This is a genomic window from Pseudochryseolinea flava (assembly GCF_003286915.1).
Lineage (GTDB): Bacteria > Bacteroidota > Bacteroidia > Cytophagales > Cyclobacteriaceae > Ohtaekwangia > Ohtaekwangia flava.
This window is the reverse complement of sequence record NZ_QMFY01000003.1, coordinates 64,403-84,533: the sequence shown is the minus strand read 5'-3', so window position 1 is coordinate 84,533 and position 20,131 is coordinate 64,403. Positions and strand designations below refer to the sequence as shown.

Annotated in this window: 12 protein-coding genes; all 12 read left to right on the top strand. The window is 43.6% G+C overall.

What is annotated here, in order from left to right:
- Positions 1-9 precede the first annotated feature (9 nt).
- The 12 genes from DQQ10_RS07995 to DQQ10_RS07945 are packed head-to-tail and all read left to right on the top strand — an operon-like array spanning position 10 to position 20,125.
- Positions 10-465 carry a phage tail protein gene (locus tag DQQ10_RS07995; RefSeq protein WP_112746334.1) on the top strand — a complete coding sequence of 152 codons (456 nt, stop codon included), beginning with the start codon at positions 10-12 and terminating at the stop codon, positions 463-465.
- Entirely contained in the window at positions 462-629 is a 168-nt protein-coding gene (locus DQQ10_RS27875; RefSeq protein ID WP_165823850.1) for a DUF5908 family protein, read from the top strand. Before DQQ10_RS07995 ends, DQQ10_RS27875 begins: the two co-directional genes overlap by 4 nt.
- A complete protein-coding gene (locus DQQ10_RS07990) occupies positions 630-1,304 on the top strand; it encodes a CIS tube protein (RefSeq protein WP_112746333.1) in 675 nt (224 codons plus the stop codon).
- A 2-nt stretch (positions 1,305-1,306) separates the two neighbouring features.
- Positions 1,307-3,037, top strand: a complete 1,731-nt coding sequence (gene vgrG, locus DQQ10_RS07985) for a type VI secretion system tip protein VgrG (RefSeq protein ID WP_112746332.1) — start codon at positions 1,307-1,309, stop codon at positions 3,035-3,037.
- 6 nt (positions 3,038-3,043) lie between these two features.
- Positions 3,044-3,325 carry a PAAR domain-containing protein gene (locus tag DQQ10_RS07980; RefSeq protein ID WP_112746331.1) on the top strand — a complete coding sequence of 94 codons (282 nt, stop codon included), beginning with the start codon at positions 3,044-3,046 and terminating at the stop codon, positions 3,323-3,325.
- Between the two features lies 1 nt (position 3,326).
- Positions 3,327-3,731 (top strand): GPW/gp25 family protein, encoded by a 405-nt coding sequence (locus DQQ10_RS07975; protein ID WP_112746330.1) that lies wholly within the window; start codon positions 3,327-3,329, stop codon positions 3,729-3,731.
- Positions 3,728-7,372 carry a baseplate J/gp47 family protein gene (locus tag DQQ10_RS07970; protein ID WP_112746329.1) on the top strand — a complete coding sequence of 1,215 codons (3,645 nt, stop codon included), beginning with the start codon at positions 3,728-3,730 and terminating at the stop codon, positions 7,370-7,372. The genes DQQ10_RS07975 and DQQ10_RS07970 overlap by 4 nt, the downstream gene beginning before the upstream one ends.
- An 8-nt stretch (positions 7,373-7,380) precedes the next feature.
- On the top strand, positions 7,381-10,533 hold the full coding sequence (locus DQQ10_RS07965; RefSeq protein ID WP_112746328.1) for a hypothetical protein: 3,153 nt from the start codon (positions 7,381-7,383) through the stop codon (positions 10,531-10,533).
- A 29-nt stretch (positions 10,534-10,562) separates the two neighbouring features.
- A complete protein-coding gene (locus DQQ10_RS07960; RefSeq protein ID WP_112746327.1) occupies positions 10,563-13,526 on the top strand; it encodes a hypothetical protein in 2,964 nt (987 codons plus the stop codon).
- Positions 13,507-14,976, top strand: coding sequence for a contractile injection system tape measure protein (locus DQQ10_RS07955; RefSeq protein WP_112746326.1), 1,470 nt, complete (start codon positions 13,507-13,509; stop codon positions 14,974-14,976). The genes DQQ10_RS07960 and DQQ10_RS07955 overlap by 20 nt, the downstream gene beginning before the upstream one ends.
- Positions 14,970-16,298 (top strand): ATP-binding protein, encoded by a 1,329-nt coding sequence (locus tag DQQ10_RS07950; protein ID WP_112746325.1) that lies wholly within the window; start codon positions 14,970-14,972, stop codon positions 16,296-16,298. The genes DQQ10_RS07955 and DQQ10_RS07950 overlap by 7 nt, the downstream gene beginning before the upstream one ends.
- Positions 16,299-16,309: 11 nt before the next feature.
- A complete protein-coding gene (locus DQQ10_RS07945; protein ID WP_112746324.1) occupies positions 16,310-20,125 on the top strand; it encodes an eCIS core domain-containing protein in 3,816 nt (1,271 codons plus the stop codon).
- Positions 20,126-20,131: the final 6 nt, after the last annotated feature.

Below are 20,131 nucleotides of genomic sequence, written 5' to 3'. Positions count from 1 at the left end.
CAGAGTGCTATGGCTGAGTATTACCCACCGGTAGGATTTCATTTCAAAGTCGAAGTCAATCTTCCTGATATCGCACAAGAAGATCGTGAAGTGCGATTTCAAGAAGTTGGCGGATTAAATAAAACACTTGAGATCGAAGAGTTTAAGGAAGGCGGCGAAAATAGATTCGCACATCGTCTCCCGAACCCGGCGAAATATGCCAACCTCGTATTGAAGCGTGGTATGCTCACCAAGTCGAAACTTATCAACTGGTGCTTTGATGCCATCGATAATTTCGATTTTAAACCAGCAGACATCACCATCACGCTACTGGACGAGAAACATAATCCGCTTTCGGTGTGGAACATCAGTAAAGCATATCCAGTGAAATGGCTAACAACAGATTTGAAAGCGCAGGAAAACGCGATCGTCATTGAAACTTTGGAGCTAGCATATCAATACTTTACAAAATCAGATCAGAAATGATAGAGATCAGAGAGTTGGTGATCAAAGCAACAGTCACGCAAGGTGAGGGTGGAGATCAAGCCGCGCCACAGGGAACGTCAGCTGCAAATGGAAGTGATGCTGATGCTATTCAGGACTACGTGGAGCAAGTCGTTAAAATTTTAGAAGATAAAAAGGAACGATAGATGGCAGCGCAAGATAGTGGTAAGCTTGAAAAGATCCGCATTGAGACGTACGCTGACGATAAGTACAAGAACAAAGGCAGCGACGAATTTGTGGCGATGTTCAATGCCAACAAATACACGCTGAAGTACGAAATCGAGCAAAATGAAAAGCAAGGTGCCGGGACCTCACCAAGTGCGCCAACCTTTGCCAAGATGAAGTCACAGGAGATTGACCTTGAGTTTCTTCTTGATGGTACTGGTGTAACAGGGGAAGTTGTTAATGTTCAGACAAAAGTCGACGAGTTCCTAAAAGCTGCTTATGAGTTCAAAGGTGACAAACATAAGCCTCGTTACTTGCGTGTTTGGTGGGGAAATGCGTTCGTGTTCGACTGTGTTTTAAAATCAGCAGACGTAAACTATACGTTATTTCGTGCTGACGGTACACCACTGCGTGCCAAGATAGCTGCAAAATTTGCCGGCTTCGTCAATGACGAACTACGGGAGAAAAAGGAAGATAAGCAGTCACCTGACGTCGCACATGTTCGGGAAGTTCCACCGAAGGAAAGACTTGATTACCTAACGTTCAAAGAGTATGAAGCAAGCGAATTTTATTTACAGGTAGCACAATTCAACGGGCTGAATTCATTTCGAAAACTGAAAACCGGATCAACCCTAATTTTTCCGCCAATCGTATAGGTATGCAAACACAACAAACAAAAGATCTGTCGACACATAAAGTGTACTCGGATGGCACTGAGCTTCCAGGCACACTTCAGATCATATCCATTGTTGTTGAGCAAACCATTAATCGCGTTCCGGTAGCACGCATCATTTTCAAAGACGGCGATCCGTCGAAGCAAAATTTTGAAGTGAGTAACAACGCTTTCTTCGAGCCTGGAAAGACCATTAAAATTGAAGCAGGCTTTCATAGTCAAAACAAATTGATATTCGAGGGCATGATCATCAAACAACACCTGAAGTTGAAAGGTGCCAAAGATTCGTTGCTCGTTGTCGAATGTAAAGACAAAGCCTACCGAATGACACTGGCGCGTAAAAGTAAATACTTCCTGAATGTAAAAGACAGCGATGCGGTAGAAACGATACTTGGTGGCTATGAGCTAAAGAAAGGTGTTGACCCAACGCCGATCACGCATAAGCAACTGGTGCAGTACAATGCGACGGATTGGGACTTCATGATTTCAAGAATGGAGATGAATGGTTTTGTGGTATGGATAGACAATGGAACGGTGAATTGTAAGAAACCGGTCGTTGAGTCGTCTGGTGCTGTCACGACAACATTTGGAACGGACGTACTGGCCTTCGACGCACAATTGGATGCGACCCATCAATATGAATCTGTAACATGCGAGGCATGGGATATTAGTGCACAGGATATTGCTACCTCGCAAAATGAATCGGTCGGTATTGCTGAGGCTGGTAATCTCACATCAACAACACTGGCAGGTAAAGTTAACGAGAAGGCTATCCGTTTTATGCACTCTGGAAAATTGCCAGTAGAAGAATTAAAGCATTGGGCAACAGCACTGCAAAAGAAAAATGTGCTTTCGAAAGCACGTGGTACCATTACGTGCAAGGGGAACTTCGATGCGAAGCCGATGAGTACATTGACCATGTCGGGATTCGGCGATCATTTGAACGGCAATCATTTTATTTCTGGTGTGCGCCATGAACTCCGAAATAACTTATGGGAGACATCGATTCAATTTGGATGGTCGCAAGAAATATTTGCAGATCAATTTCAACTACATCATGCACCCGCGGCGGGAATTCTTCCTTCGGTGCACGGACTACAAGTTGGCGTTGTGACGCAAATCGAAGATGACAAGGAGAATGAATTTAGGGTCCAAGTAAAGTTCCCGCTAATGGATAATAAAGCCGATGGGATTCGTGCGCGCATCGCGTTGCTTGACGCTGGGAATGGACGCGGTTCCTATTTCATGCCCGAAGTTCACGATGAAGTAATCGTCGGATTTATCAATAACGATCCTCGTGATGCTGTTATTCTCGGGATGTTGAACAGCAGCAAGAATCCTGCGCCCTTTACGCCGACGAAAGACAACTTTGAAAAAGGGTTCGTCACAAAAAATAAGCTGAAAGTAATTTTTAACGACGATGAGAAGAGCATCTTGATACAAACACCAAAAGGAAACGAAATCAAGTTCACTGAAAAAGAAAAGAAGGTTACGCTGAAAGATCAGCATAAGAATATGATCGAGATGACAAAGGAGGGGATTAAGATTGAAAGTTGTAAAGACATCATCTTGAAAGCGAAGAAAGATATTAAAGCCGAAGGCGTGAATATAGAAATGAAAGGTAGTGGAAACTTTAAAGCGGAGGGAAGCGGTGGTGCAAAGCTTAGCTCATCAGGTTCTACTGACCTTAAGGGATCAATTGTAAACATTAATTGATAGTCTATGCCAGCAGCAGCGAGAGCAACGGATGTAACAACACATGGCGGAACGATAACAGGCCCCGGCGCATCAACGGTGTTGATAGGAGGTAAGCCTGCAGCTGTTGCAGGCGATATGCACGTGTGCTCATTGCCGCCGAATTCACATCAGCCAACAGTCAGTGCATTTCCTATGGGAAGCACAACGGTGCTGATCTCAGGCAAGCCAGCTGTGAGAACGAGTGACAGTTGTATTTGTGGGGCGATGGCAGTGATAGGTGATCCAACCGTAAACATTGGAGGGTAGTATGGAAATCAATAAAGATATCATCGGCATCGGATGGAGTTTCCCTCCAACTTTTATTAAAAGTGGTGAGGTGGGCGATGTTGTGATGACGGATGGCAAGGAGGATATTGACAATAGTCTTCACATTCTTCTCAACACTGCGTTTGGAGAACGTGTCATGAGACCCGAATATGGTTGCGATCTGCGAAAGTTTTTGTTTGATCCGATCAACGCGAAGATGGAAGCATACATCAATAAGATTGTCGAAGAAGCGATTTTTTATTTTGAGCCACGTATTCGGCCGGAAAAAGTCAAAGTTGATGTTGAAGATGGAAAACTGGAGATCACCATCCAATACATCATTAAAACTACAAACTCCAGAAGTAATTACGTTTTTCCATTCTATACTGAACGTACGCCGTTATGAGTTGTTTTCATCCTAATCCGTTACAACATGGAGGTAGTAGTCAAGACCTCCGAATGGTTCCGGCACTCAGTCCGGAGACCGCGCCTATCGACGGACGAGGAATGGATGCGCTTATTCTGTTTTTAGAAAAATATGGCGAGTTGCTTAACTACTATGATTCTTCCAATACGATACAAGGCAATTGGCGTCCTTTTGTTGGAAGAGATATCAGTACCATTCTTGCGGGAATAGCGGTCAATGACTTTAAGAATTGCCTCGCGGTCTACTACAAATATTTTGATAAGATACAGGTGTGGGATGGCGATTTACAGCAGCATACGAAAGTGCTGTTTGATATTTCTTTCACGTTAATTGATAACGTTCGCGATTGGTTTGATCGTCTTCCACCGAATACAGCCGCGAAAGAAATGATACTTCGTGAGATTGATACGGCATTGTCATACAATCTTCGGGATTTGGTGTTGTATTACCTCGCGGCCAAAAAAACTTATATTCCCGCACATGATTTTATTGATGTCTCTTTCACGTTGGCTGCGGGTACAGAACCCTTTGTTCCACGCGATAGCGAACAAATCTTGCAGACAAAATTCCAGGCCCATTGGTGGAAGAAATTTAATCAAGCTGACGTAATCTCGAGCTGGAATTTTTATCGCGATACATATCTCCCTGCAAATTTAACATCGGTAACACTTTTTGGTGATCTCGCTTGGAGCGATGAAGATGGCATTCAGTATGCGAGCTCCTCATTACGAAATTTATTCACCTCAATTTACAATACGTATGTGCGGATTATTACTTCTGCGAAGTCGTATTTTCAAGAGAGTATCACCAATCTTTCTAGTCATAGTGCGCACAATGGATTGATTCTTTCCTTTCTGCATTTGTTTGGGCATTCTCAGCGTGAGCTAAACCGGCTTACCGATCGCCACCTTAATTTTTATTATAAGGATGTCTTGCGTATCAAACGTCGGCCACCTAACCCTGACATAGCCCACATTGTACTTACGCTTGCAAAGAATGTTTCGCCTCAAATAATACCAATAGGCACTGCGTTGCTTGGTAAAGATGGGAAGGGGAAAGAACTTATTTTCAAAACAGATGGGAACATCACTGTACAACGCTGCAGTATTGGCGCGCTGAAGACAGTTTTTTTAGATGAAGATCCTGCATCAGGTGGTGTGTGGTACGCAGACGTTGCCAACTCTGCCGATGGCATGGGTAAAGATTTGCCACCAACGGATTTGTCATGGTTTGGCTTTGGAAGTAAACAGTCTGTGCTCTCCGATGATGCGAAAACAATGACTGAAGCTGACCTGGGTTTCATGGTCGCATCGCCCATACTCACGTTGTCCGAAGGGAAGCGCGTTGTAACCCTTACACTTCATGTTGCCTCGTTTGGATCGTCCGTGTTTGCAGCGGGCGATCTGGTTGGGAAGTTGGACCTATCCATTACCGGTGAAAAAGGTTGGATACAGCTCCCTGCCTTGTCGAGTTCAAGCCCATCAACACAACCGAATGCGGTTAATATTGCAAGCAACAATATTGTCTTGAAATTCACCATCGATGAAACTGCCGATGCTGTTGTTGCTTACGATCCAGAGCTGCACGAAGGAAATTATGCGACTAGCGCTCCCGTTGTAAGGGCGTTGTTCAAGAAAACAAATGATGTGTCGCTTTACAAAAAGCTGGCGAAAGTAACGATCAGTCATATACATATTGGAGTTTCTGTCGACAATGCTGTGAGTTGTGTATTGCACAGCGATCAAGGTAGCATCGACAATAAAAATCCATTCATGCCATTTGGTCCGCGTCCTAAGAAGGGGTCTGTGTTTTATTTTGGTTCACATGAGGTATTCAGTAAGAAGCTGACGTCACTCACACTGAAACTATCGTGGTTGGGTACACCGGCAGATACAACATTTTACGACTACTATGCTTATCTGAAAGGTTCAACCGAGACTAGCTATATCGGACTTTCAAATTCCAGCAGCAGTTCTTCATTTTCTATAACGGGTATGGTGAAAGACGGCGTGGAAGTTGCTAACAACCCAAGTCCGACGACACTTTTTTCTGGTGGCGACGACAGTGCGATTGTTGCGGAGAGAAATATTGTATTCTCAAATTTATTCACCGAATCCGATCCTTCGATGGATGAGTTCACTGCTTTTGATCCTGCTTTGCGCCGCGGGTTTGTGAAGCTCACTTTAGCGACGCCAACGAAAGCTTTCGGTCATCATGTATTCAGCAAGATTTACACTGAGCAAGTGATTGGTTTTAATGCAACGACGAACACTTTACCGAACGAACCATATACGCCGTTATTGAACCCGTTAACATTTGCTTATCAAGCGGAAGAGACAATTGTGCTTGGCGCAGGAAATGATAACAGCAAAGGGCAGTTCTTCCAGCTTTTTCCTTTCGGTCATTCGGAACAAAATCTAGGCGTAGCATCGTTGATGTTGCCCTTCACGGCGCTTGACAAAACAAACTCGCTTCATGATTTGCAAGGCGCGCTGCACATCGGCCTATCAGATGCCAAGCCTGGTGAAATGATTAACCTTTATATAGAGTGTTCTGAAGGAAGTGAAGATGCTGCTCTAGATGCACCGAAGGCAATCATTTCTTATCTCAGTAATAACGCGTGGAGGTCGATTGATGATTCTATCTATGTTGATACCACTAATAATTTTTTAGGCAGCGGGATTTTGCAATTCAAGGTTCCTCCCGACATGAACGATGACAACACGATTATGTCGTCAAGCATGCGCTGGCTTCGAATAGGTGTTCCAAATAATTATACAGCGTTTCCTAAGTTATATGCAATTTTTTCGAATGGTGTAAAGACGGTATACACAGGTGGCGCCGATAATGGTGAACATTTGGCGATGCCACTTGTGGCACAGTCGATCAATAAATTGCAGGTAAGCTTGGCTGAAATCAAAAAAGTTGAGCAGCCCTTTGATTCAACAGACGGAAGAATGATTGAAGGGGATCAACGCTACTATACGCGTGTGAGTGAGCGTCTGCGTCATAAGCACAGAGCTATTACGATTTGGGACTACGAGAAAATATTGCTCGAAGAGTTCAGCTACCTCTACAAGGTAAAATGTCTCAATCATACGGATGATGTTACGGAGACGGCACCCGGCGCTGTGCGGATCATCACAATTCCTGATATGAGTAAGAAGTCTACGGGCAACTTGTTCATGCCGATGATCAGTAATAATAAACGACAAAAGATTAAGTCATACGTGACCAAGTTGAATTGTCCATTCGCAGATCTTCAAGTGCAGAATCCGCAGTATGAGGCCATCAAAGTGAAGTGCGAGGTGAAGATCAAAGCAGGTTTGGACGAGACGGCCCACATTCAAATGCTTAAAGAAGATATCGATCGCTTCTTAGCGCCGTGGGCATTTGAAGAGGGTCGCGGAATTGATTTCGGCGGGAAGATGCATCGATCACAAATAATCTACTTCATGGAGAAGCTGAGTTACGTCGACTATGTTACCGACTTTCTGATGGATGTATATGTAAATGGAATTGCAGATACCGATCTCGAAGAAGTAAAAGCAAGTACGTCAAGGAGTATTCTCACGACGTATCGCAATCATCAAATTGGAACAAATGTATGCGCAAGTTAATCTAAGCAATGAGTAAGATACTGACGATACAGAAGCAAAATGACAGACTACCATTCGCGAATTTCGAATGGCTGCTTGGCGAGGGAATGGATCATGTTCGTGCATTGAGTAGTCACGTGTGGACAGATCACTTGGCGCATGATCCAGGTATCACCATTCTTGAAGCGTTGTGTTGGGCCTTGACAGAAGCCGGCTATAAGCTTTCGTTCAGCATTGAAGATTTGTTGGCGCGAATCCCAGCTGGACAACCTGATGATTTTTATACGGCAAAGAAAATTCTAACGAATAATCCGACAACGATTCTCGATCTACGGCGATTTATAATTGACCAAATCGGAATTCAAAACAGCTGGCTCTTAAAACATTATTACAACAGTACAACAACAGAGCCTTACATTGATCAGCCTACATTTTATTTTCAGTGCCAGGGCGATACAAAAGCATATGATGTCAAGTTTACCAATCCTGGCAACTATACAGCGAAGCGTTTAAATGGACTTTATAATGTGGTGCTTCAATTGGAGGAGCATCAGGAGTTTGGAGATCTGAATGCGAATGTGGTAGAATGGGTGATTGAGAAGCTCAACGGTGATGAATTTGTCGTAAAGATTGCCTTTCCTGTAATCGAGGCTGAGTTTCCATGGTGGGATTACAATCATGTAAATGTTTTGAACTACAGTGTCGTCACAAATGTGGCTGTTACTGTTTCCGGTATCGGAAATATAAGGACCATCGATACCTTCGAATTAGAATTTGATAATGACGCCACGAAAGTAATCTCTTTCACAAATCTGAAACTTGTCATTGAAACCATAGGTACACTTGACAATTCTTACATAGAAACGGTGCTATCACAGTTGGCGGCAGGCGAAAAGTCATTTGGATTTTACATCGCGGCGCGGTTACGGGAGATTATAACACGAATGAAGAACGTTCATTGCGCACTTCACGCAAAACGTAATCTATGCGAGGACTATGTGAAGTATAGCATTGTAAGGCAGCAAGAAATTTTGTTGTGTGCGGATGTTGAAGTTGAGCCAACAGCAGATTTGGAACAGATATTAGCTGAAATCTATTTCCGCATAGACAGATTCTTGTCGCCACCGGTGAGATTTTATACGCTTGATGAGATGTATCAACGAGGCCTTGCGACGGGAGCAATATTTGAAGGGTATGTTCCGAATCATGGATTTATCGATGATGAGGAGCTGTCGGAAAGTGATCTGAAAACAGAGGTACATACATCGGACTTGTACAACATCATCATGTCCATTCCAGGCGTGAAGACGATCACTCATCTGCAAATTACGAATTACTTGGACGGTGTCGCACAAACAGAGGGTGAGCTTTGGTGTTTGAAACTTGGCGGCCCTTACAGTTTGCAACTAGCAAAGGGAACAACAGAAAAAGTTCATTTTTATAAAAGCGGCTTACAGTTTTTTGCTGATCGTGCGCAAGCGGAGTTGATCATTAAAACATTACAAGCCAAAGACAGCAAGCCTAAAATCAAGGAGAGTAAAAATGATTTGCCGATACCTCAAGGACGTTTTCGTCATTTGGTTGAATACAGTTCCGTTCAAAACGATTTGCCGGAAGTGTACAAGACTGGCGTAAATGGTTTTATGACGGCGGATAGTGCGGCAAGAAAAGGCCAGGTGAAGCAACTCAAATCTTATCTGTTGCTTTTTGATCAGCTAATGGTGAATTTTTATGGTCAACTCGATCTTACAAAGGATCTACTTTCTGTCCAGCAAAGTGCGTCTTATGTGCCTACATACGCAACGCTACCGGTATACGACGTCAAGCCATTAAAAGAAGATTTGTCGTTTCATCATGTGCAAAATCTGCTGAAGGAGTTTACAGATACATTAGCCTATGGAACAGACTTAGACGATGAGCAAGGTTATGCTGTTGATTGGGACAACTTTATCACCTCACCACCGGTAAACAATTATTTAACGCAGCTTAAAGCTATTACCGAAGATGAAGCAACCTATTACAAACGTAGAAATGATTTTCTCGACCATCTCATTGCGCGCTTTGCCGAGAATTTTGGTGACTATGTGGAAGTCATGCATAAGATGTTCAACGGGAAGACAGATGCGGATCTCGTTGCTGACAAAGTTCTTTTTCTAAATGACTATCCGAAAATAAGTAGTAACCGCGGACGTGCGTTTCAATACAAATGTTGTCATAAGGATGAGGAAAATCAGGATGGCGAGACTGCCGCGGATAAAGCTATTTCGGGATTACAACGCCGCGCGTCGAGACTTCTTGGAATCAATGACCCGTCGTATCGCATGTTAGTCCCGATAGGCATTGCACCGAACTTTCTAGAAACGGGTTTTAACATCATCGAAAGCGCAGGTAAATATACGTTTGAATTTGTAATCGATGGCGACGTAGTCATGACAAGTCAACTTCCTGAATATGCAGATATCAACGACTGCAGGGAAGATATTTTTAAGGCGATTGAGTTTGGAGGCAACGCGTTGGTGTATGACATCGATGAAGCCGATGATTTTAAGTTTTATCTGACGCTCGATAACGTCGTGATCGCGGAACATACTACACCGTCGGCTACAAAGGAAGAAGCAGAGTTGTTGATAGGACTTATTGTAGAAGCGATTATCGCCACCTATCACCAGGAGGCATTTCACCTTGTAGAACACATTTTGTTGCGGCCCATCCAAGAGGGGATGATTGCGGAGAGCGACGTAAATGCCGGCTACTTTGGACTCTGTAAACTCGACGAAGACTGCGATTGTCCGATAACAGATCATTATTCCTTTAGAATCACAATTGTATTCCCTTATTGGACGGAGAGATTTCGTAACGTGACTTTCCGAACCTTTGCTGAACGTATTATTCGCTTAGAGACACCCGCACATATTCTTGCAAAAATTTGCTGGGTAGACGCACATGACCTCTATCACTTTGAACAAGCGCAGGAGAATTGGCGGTCACTACATTGTGATGATTTCCCTGATAGAGCATTGGTAGACGACGCCACACGCGAACTGATCATTAGGATTAGTGAGTTGACAAACATTTATCCAGAAGGAGTACTTCATGATTGTGAACATCCCACGAAAGATGCGCCAATTACACTCGGCCAATCTTCACTGGGAACCATGGATGATGTTGAAGATGAAAATTAATTGTAACGCATTGAAAAAAAGACCTTGCTATGGATCCAATAACCATTACGCCACTTACTGACCAGCTCAATAGCTTTCCGCATTTCATGCCCAATCAGGTATTGACGCATACGCAACTCAATGAGCTCGCGTTCTATCTGGAACAGCAAGATCGTTTTACGCGACAGCGCTTGATAGGAATTGGAATTGTCTGTGGACTTAAACCGAATTTGATTTTAGGTGGGAACAGCATCACGGTCGAGGTTGATCACGGCGTGGGGGTAACGAGTTGTGGATTTCTTATTGATATCCCTGAGAAGTTATCCTTTACGAAGAAGAAATCATACACAACGCCGGCGGACTATGAGCCATTCTTAATCGGACCTTCAGATACACCCTTCACGTGCATCGAGCTCAAGCCTGATGGCAGCACTGAAAGCGGTGTTTCTAATTTGACAAACAATGACGTCGCCAATAAGATTGTAATACTCTTCCTTGATATCGAGGACAAACCGAATGGAAAGTGCTTAGGAGAAAATTGTGATGAAAAAGGGAATAAGTGGCTTTTCACGCTTCGGGTTCTGCTGGTTGAGCATACAAAAGCAACTGGATTATCCGACGCTCAAAAGATTTTAAAGAAAGCCTACGCACCGAATGTGTTCAACAATCTATTGAACACGGACAGTGATCGGGATAATTTCTTTAACCCTGAGTATCAACTTCCACCTGTTTTTGTTGAGCGACTACACAACGCAAATAGTAATGCTGATTTTGATTTAAGGTCAATTCATTCCTATGCGGAATTGGAGAAGGCCTATTTTAATGTAATTGAAAGCAGCAGTGTGCGCGTTGCGAAAGCTCTTCATCGCACGTACGAGTTGTTTAAGCCGATATTTGATGCGCAACTTGCTTCTACGACTACACCATTCCCGAGTTTCGATCTCAACGATGGTTCCAATGGCCTGCTACAGCTTATCTACAGTCATCAACAAAAATGGACAGCACAATATTTATATGATTTTGTTCGCGATCTCGTAGAAAGTTATAGCGAATTGCGCGAGGAATTATTTGCGTTGATGGGAGAATGCTCACCAGATCCAACAAAGTTTCCCCGGCACTTGATGATTGGTGAATTGGCTAGCAATACACTTGGGCAATTTAATCCTAACGATTACGCGCCACCAACAGTGTATAGAAATCATTTCTTGTATTCGCCTGTAATGAATGGTCAATCCGGACATTTGAAAAAATCGAAAATGATTATCAGTAGGCTGGTGACGATGATCGACATGCTGAATTTTTCTGATTTGATGGAAGATGATTTGAATAAGGTACCTATTCGAATTACCCCTGATAAAAATTGTTGTTCGATGCTTAGTGATCAGCGCATACCGTTTTACTATAACAAAGAGGGGGTATACAATCTTGCAGACCTTTGGAATTATAAACTCACGATCCAAAATAGAGCGTACGCGAACCGTAGTTATTTCATCGAGGGTTACATCCCGGGCGGGCTTCCTGCTGACGTCCAAAACGCATTGAAAAACCCATTGCTTTCAGATGTTGTGAAGCTGTCAAAACTTGCCGTTGAAGGACACGTGGGCAAGAGCTTGAGTGACGCTGTGAATGAACTGAAGCGTATTCGTAGTCAGTATAACCTGAGTTTCGATATTCTCGCACTAAAGCTGGACTCGAATTTCAACGAGGTTTACATCGCGGACGATAACTTGATTGCAGATTTACAAACAACCTACTTGACGAGTAGAAACGAACTTGCTTGTTGCTTGATAGAACTAAGGAAGTATGTCGAGGACAATCGTCAGATGATCGCTGTCATGTTTGCGTGGATGATTGTCATTTTGATTTACACAACCAATAGCCAAGCGACGATCGACTACGCGGATATATACTACATCATCGGCTTACTTCTCGATGCATACATGGCGGCATTAGATGCGGCGATTGATGCCTTGCCAGCAGATATTAAACAATTCGACTTTGCAAATTTCGCTTCTGCTTTTGCTGTAGTTGACAACTTCACAAGGGTGTTCAAATATATCATCAACACATGGGGCGACGTGGAATTTTTCTTAGTAGCCAAAAGAGGTGAAGAGCAACCTGGAAACATGTGGGTGCTGAGTGATGTCGTCAGTATTTTTCTGAATTACTTCGAGATGTATCTCGATAAGATCGGTGATGACTGTGTGTTGGGTAAGTTCTATACGATCTATACGATTTTTCAAAAGCGCGTTCAGACGTTTTGCCTTTTTGATCGATTCAACAATGTCGAGACTGGCGTTCATGGTATGGAGCACATTGCTGGAACGATTCAGGGAGGAACGTTTATCCTTGTTTATGAGGATGAGGAAGAGATACAAGAGTTTTACGGAGAGATCATCGACGTGAACGAAGCGCCGGTAGCCATGGCGTATATCGTGAATGCCGAGAATGAGTCCATCGTGTATGGCATGACCGATAACAAAGGGAAATATCGCGTGAATGTTCCGAAATCTGCAACGGCCGTGAAGTTTGTAAAGCCAGGCCATGTGTCACAAGAGGTGAAGATGTACAAAAAGTCGGCGCGCAAAGTGAACATGGCTTCATATGCGGATTCCGCTGAGGGCAATGCAAAAACACCGCAAAAGAATATGTCGAAATTGGATGTTGCTTACACAAATATCCATCAGGCTGTGAATGGCGTAGCAGCGCTTGATGAAAAGTATAAAGGTATCGCTGATTTTATCAAAATAATTCTTGCTGAGAAATCAGAGAAGGCATTTGTTATCGCGGATAAGAAGTCTTTCCGTGTGGTAGCAGACTTTTATTTACCGCACCTTATTCACAATGTTAAAACTGTGGTGGATCCAATTGATGCTTGCAACGATTTCAAAGAGCCACAAGTTCTCGACTATAAGGCGATTGGAAAAATGATGAAAGCGAATGCGAAGATGTCGGCAAAGTCAATGGAAAATCACGTGAAAGCGATGTATACCCATGAAACAAATAAAAAATGATATTTTGGTTCGAACCGTGTGCTGGGATATTCACGCGAGGTCCGTTGCAACAGGAATGCAGTGGCAGGATAGCGTGAGTTCTTTTTCGCACAGTAATCTTCCAACGATCATCGAGAACACATTGCGACGGTATAATCGCGATGAAGACACGATTACGTTGAGTCGTTTAGCGTTGGATCTCGGCACGATCAGCGATGAGTTTGAGATTGGTGCACGTGTTGAGGAAATGTTAAAAAGAGCGTTTGAGGATAATGGTTCGGCAATCACAACAAAGCACGGCGAATTTCATCATGTTGCCAATCAGGGAAACGTTTCATGCTTAACGCAATTCAAATTTTATTTGATTCATGGCTATTTGGATTGGAATGCCGACACACATCAATTCAAAACCTCTGCCGAAGTATTTGGATTGTTAACAGATCTTGACGATCAAGCTTTCATTGCTTGGTACGCGCAGCTTGTGGCGTCCAGGTCATCTCGATTGGAAATAGGATGCGTAGTCAACAGATTTATAGAATTCTTCTCAGTAGATGAACTCGTCGAAATAGGGAAAAAGTTTGCGCGTGTAAGCCCCACCTTCAATCAGCTGATTGAACACATGGAGTCATTGTTGACTTCTCTTCCTGTTACGAAATCGCTTCGCTTTGCACACTTGAGAACTATAGCCGAGGTTGGGTCCAATGAAAGCGCTGATTTTGAAGATATGGTTTTGTTCTGGTGGAAATCGATGGAAGATGTATCGATATACGACGCAAGGGGTGTGAAGGAGGTGAGGCGTAGGGTGGAGAATGTTTCGGAAGAAGATGAAGGCAATGAAGCGAATGTGTTTCTTGTAAATATCCATAGAATCGTTATGCCTTCGAGCAATACTAGCGAAAAGCATTTTTTGGATGAGGCTACGTCAGAAAGCGTTAGTGTGAAAGTGAAAAGCAATCAACAACGCGTACAACAGCGAGAATTCTTTGTCGAAAATGCAGGTGTCGTGCTGTTGTATCCCTTTTTGAAGCGACTGTTTCATGACAAGGGTTTGGTCGATGAAGCAAATGATTTTATTGATCATACCAGTAGAATGAGCGCTTGTAGATTAATTCAACATTTGGTTTCGCCGACGATGCCTGTGCTTGAGTTTCAGTTGGTGCTGCCCAAAGTGCTGTGTGGCTATGGAATTGACGATGCGATCGTGGATACAGCACTAGCCAGTATGTCAATTCAAGAGTCGAATGAATTTTTGGCAAGTACCTATGATGGTTGGGAGAAAGTAAAACGCACGTCTCCAGATGGTTTTCGTGAGAGTTTTTTGAAACGCTCGGGAAAGTTATATGACGAGCAACACAATTGGCTTTTGATGGTCGAGCGAAAGGCCTGGGATATTTTATTAGAGACAATTCCTTATCCCTTAAGTGTGATCAAACTTCCTTGGATGACTAAACCGATATACGTGCAATGGTAACTGAACGCTACAAGCAGAACGCGCAGCATATTCAAGAGGATCTTCTTTGGTTGGAGAAGATTATCACGTTGCGCTTTGAGATACATCATGGGAAGAAGAGCGAGAATACAACCTTGCCGTCGGCGCCGAAATTTAAAGGTGAATCATTTTACAAAGAGATTACCAGTAAGTTCAAGTTCACGGCAGCGGAACGCGTTGTGTTATTGCTCGCGCTCATTCCTCATATCAAGCCATACTTTCTTGATGACGTCTGGATTCGTATCAGTGCGCCTGGAAAAATTGAGGGCGATAAGTTGCAAAAGGTAGGTACGATGCCTTCGGTTGATTTAGCGTTGTTTCTGTTAGCAGGCGATGACTTGGAGAAGCGATTTTACTATCGTAAGATTTTTGATCAAGAGTCATTTATGCGCACAGCAGGGATTCTTATCATGGAGAATGAATCCGCGGATACACCTTTCTTACAACAGCCCATTCGCATTACGCCAGACTATTTGCATTTGTTAACCGATGGAAAGGATTATAAGCCTGACTTCAGTATCAGTTTTCCGGCGAAACGAATCACGACGAATCGCAGCATGGAGGATTTAATTCTCAATAGTCGAACGTTGGAGCAGGTAAAGGAAATCAAATCTTGGATTACGCATGGCAAGACGTTGCTCGACGATTGGGGACTCGGCGATAAACTTGCTCCAGGATATAAAATTCTTTTCTATGGACCTCCCGGTACTGGGAAGACTTTTACAGCGGCATTGATCGGAAGAGATACAGGTCTTGACGTGTATCGAGTCGATCTTTCGATGGTTGTATCGAAATACATTGGAGAAACGGAAAAGAACTTATCGAAAATATTTGATATCGCGAATAATAGAGATTGGATCTTATTCTTTGACGAAGCCGACGCACTCTTTGGAAAAAGGACGGAGCTTCGTGATGCACATGATCGCTATGCGAATCAAGAGGTTTCTTTTCTACTTCAAAAGGTCGAAGAGCATAATGGTGTGGTTATTCTTTCATCTAACCTGCGCGCCAACATTGACGAAGCGTTCATGCGTAGATTTCAAAACACAATCTATTTCCCAATGCCCTCGGTCGAAGAGCGTTTGCGTATTTGGCAGCAGGGTTTTTCGGTTAAGTCGAAACTCGACAAGTCAATTTCATTGGAGCATTTTTCAGATAAGTATGAATTGAGTGGCGGTGCGATCATGAATGTGATACGCTATGCGTCATTGAAAGCATTGGAGCAACAAAAATATACCATTCAATTGAAAGATATGGTGAATGGTATTGCGCGTGAGTTTTCGAAAGAGGGTAGAACAATTTAAAACGATTCGCTATGGCATTTCTTGGTAAATCGAAAGGAGAAAAGAACGGATCGCAGCAAAATGCACTTGGGGGAAATGAGCTTCCATTGCAGACGAAACTCCGTTATGGTCAGGCCGATGATAGCTATGAAAAAGAGGCCGATAGTGTAGCCGACACCGTTGTTAATAATAGTTCGAAGCGCAACGCAGGGCAAGGTGCTGCTACGGCTCCATCGATTAGCAACTTTGTGCAGAAACAAGAAGCTGAAGAAAATAAAGAGACTGGAGCGGAGGCGGAGAACGAAGAGTCGAAAGACAAGAGGGAAGATTCGGCTGCAGAAAGTAAAGATGCGCCGCAAGAAGATAAAAAAGAACCAGTTCAAAAGAAAGAGGACGGCAAAAAAGACGAAGAGAAGCCCGTACAGAAAAAAGAAGACGGTAAGAAAGACGAAGAGAAGCCGGTTCAAAAAAAGGAAGACGGAAAAAAGGAAGAGGAGAAGCCCGTTCAAAAGAAATCAACGGACAATAAAGAAGACGATAAACAGGTTCAGAAGAAAGAAGAAGCGAACAAGAAGGACGAAGAGAAACCTGTGCAGAAGAAAGACGATGGTAGTAAGAAAGACGAAGAGAAGCCTGTTCAGAAGAAGGACGAAGCGAATAAGAAAGACGAAGAAAAACCTGTTCAGAAAAAAGAAGCCGGGACGAAAGATGAAGAGAAGCCGGTTCAGAAACGTGAAGCGAATAATCCGAAGGCACAAGAGCCAGCGATTGAAAAGCAAATCATGGCGAGTAAGACCGGCGGTAAGCCGTTGGAGGACGATGTGCGGAAGGAGATGGAGAAACAATTCAGCAAAGACTTCAAAAACGTTGTGATTCACAACAACCCGATGAGTTACGAATTGTGTACGAAGTTGAACGCGCAAGCATTTACACATGGTAATCACATTTATTTTGCCGAAGGAAAGTATAAGCCAGATAGTACAGAAGGTAAGAGACTACTCGCGCACGAGCTTACGCACGTGGTGCAGCAGGGAAACGAACTGAAGCGAAAGATGATTCAGAAGGAGGATAATAGTTCGTCTGGATCAAGTGAAGAAAAGAAAACGGAGTTTTCGCAAGATGGATTGGGTTCATTGAAGAAAGCTAAGAATGGACAAGTGGTTGATGTCACGCTTGACCATATCAAGGTTCCGAATTTTAAGTCCGGATTTGCATTGAAGGATAATCCCTTTAAGCATCGCGAGAGGAAGACGGCGCAGATAAAAGTTTGGGAGGATTCAATCAAGTTCAGTGGTGCAAAGACGAAACTCGATACCATGCGTAATGCCGTTATTGCGAGCCACGCGTCTATCGCACATTTACAAGGTAAAGATCTATACTTCTTGAAGGAGAAGAAAACGAAAGTAACTGATGGTAAGTTGAACGGACTGATTATCGGATCGCAGGAAGAGGTGCTCAATAAAACAAAGCGCCCGCGTTGGGATACCTCTGGAAAGTTTATGCCATTTGACGTTGATCATCAACTTGAGTGGCAGCTCGGAGGTGAGGATGTGGAGACAAACATGTGGATGCTTGAGGCCAAGCAGAATAGGTCGGCCGGATCGAACATTAAAAACGAAATTGAGAACCAGCTAGGAGAACTTACGAAAGCTGCCACAAAGGATTTGGGTAAGCTACCGACTCCTGCTACAATTCGAAAGACAAAAGCGATTAAGCTTACCAACGGTGTTAAAGGTGGGCTTCCGCCTGATGGTGAAGCAATCAGTTATTCGAAGAGCGACATTGAAGGTGGTACACAACTTGACGGTCTCGAATTTCTTTCTGGCGAAGAGATCATGAAGAATAATCTTCTCGGAAGTGAAAATAAATTGGCCCTTTATGTAAGCCCAACGGGTGGTGCCAAAGTAGATGTTAAGTTCGACAAAGCAAAGGACGTCGGTAAACCACTGAATGTTGGAAAAACCTTCGGTAATCTTACCATTAACACGCTTACCCCAAACGAAACAGGGTCTGGTACCGCGAACATTACTTTACTCAAAGGTAAGAAAGGATTTAAGAAACCGTTTGTTTATGATGTTGCTGTTGATTCTTCACCGATCGTTCAATTTGGTGGTGTCTTAAATAAAGCTGCTGTGCTTACCGGACTCAATGCACTTAAGCCTGAAGTGCCGCAGACTAGTCCAGTAGTACTCGATATGATCGAACTAAATGAGAAAGGCATCGCGGCGTCAGGAAAGATGATGCCGTCTGCAAGTATTTTTCAGAAGCTCGATATTGAGATACGCATTGATGAAGATGGGATCTGGCTCGCAAAAACATTCTCCGCACCGGAGATGAATATTCCCAAGCCTTTCAAGATCGATGAGTGTAGTTTCTCTATCATGCTCGGCCTCGGTGACTTCAAAGCAGAAGGTATTGTGGCGTTTAGTATCGAGAATGTCGGTAGTGGTGAAATTACCGCGAAGGGTATGAGCGACGGATTTACACTCGCAGGAAATTTCAAACTCGATCCCAAGATATTTGATGGTGAAGTGTCAGCGATCTATACAAAATCAGGTGACACCGAAAAGTGGAAGATCAGCGGCACTGCTCGGTTCAAGAAAGGCGCCGTCACAGGGTTGAAGTCAGGATCGATCACAGTAGGCTATGATGGAAAAATACTAACTGCCGATGGCGAAGCTGAGCTCGAAGGCAAGTGGATAGAGAAGGGAACTATAGGTGCTAAAATTTCAGAAGACTCATTCATTTTTACAGGAACATTCAAGCTCGCCAAAATGCCTGGTATCGAGAGCGGCGAGGGTGAAGTAACAATTGAAAACGTTGAAGGGCAACACCAACTCAAAGCGAAAGGAAAAGCTAAGTCAAGCATAAAAGTTGTCGACGCCGAATTGTCTATCGAGTATGACAAAGGAATACTCACGGTGAAGGGCAGCGTTGCCTATAGCAAAGGTGTCTTCTCGGGTAAAATATTTGTAACTGTTACGAATGGACCGCCACCATCGGAAGCTCCTAACGCAGGCGGTGCAGCTGGACACTTTCGTGTGTACGGTGGTGGTGAACTCACCGCACAACTTACATCATGGTTGAAAGGTACCATCGGTGTGACCTTCGATGAAAACAACCAAGTGATCTTTAGCGGTAAACTAGCGCTCTCATCGAGCATCGAAGTATTCGGTAAGAAAACAATGCCCGAGAAAGATCTCTTCAGCATGGGCTTCGACATTCCAATCTTTGCTATTCCTGTGGGACCAAAGAGTATCGGATTGAAAGCGCGTATAGAGGGTGCGTTGGTTGCTTATGCTTTTATCGGTCCAGGAAAACTTGAAGGTGTGGAGCTCGGTATCACTTATAACCCCGATAAACCAGAAGATACTGAAGTAACAGGAAAAGGAAAATTTGTGATACCAGCCGAAGCGGGATTAAAACTCGCTGTTCGCGCCTCCATCGGGCTCAGTGCTTTGATCGGTGGTGTTGAAGGAGGATTGGAAGTTGCCGGTGGACTTAAACTTGAAGCATCTGCATCTGCGGACCTCGATGTGAATTGGAGTCCATCGAAAGGACTTGAGCTCAATGCCAATCTCAATGCTGATGTAACACCGAAATTCATATTCGAAATAACCGGTTTCATCAAGGCATGGTTTGCATGGTACGACAAAGTATGGAAATGGAAGTTAAAGAGCTATGAGTTCGGATCTAACCTGAATCTAGGGGTGACACTACCGATCAAGTATAAGTCCGGACAGGATTTTAATGTCAGCTATGAAGACATGAAGTTTAGAAAACCAGACATCGATCCATCATCAGTTTTGAAAGGATTGATCAGTGAAATAAAAAATCAACGTTCATAATCAAAA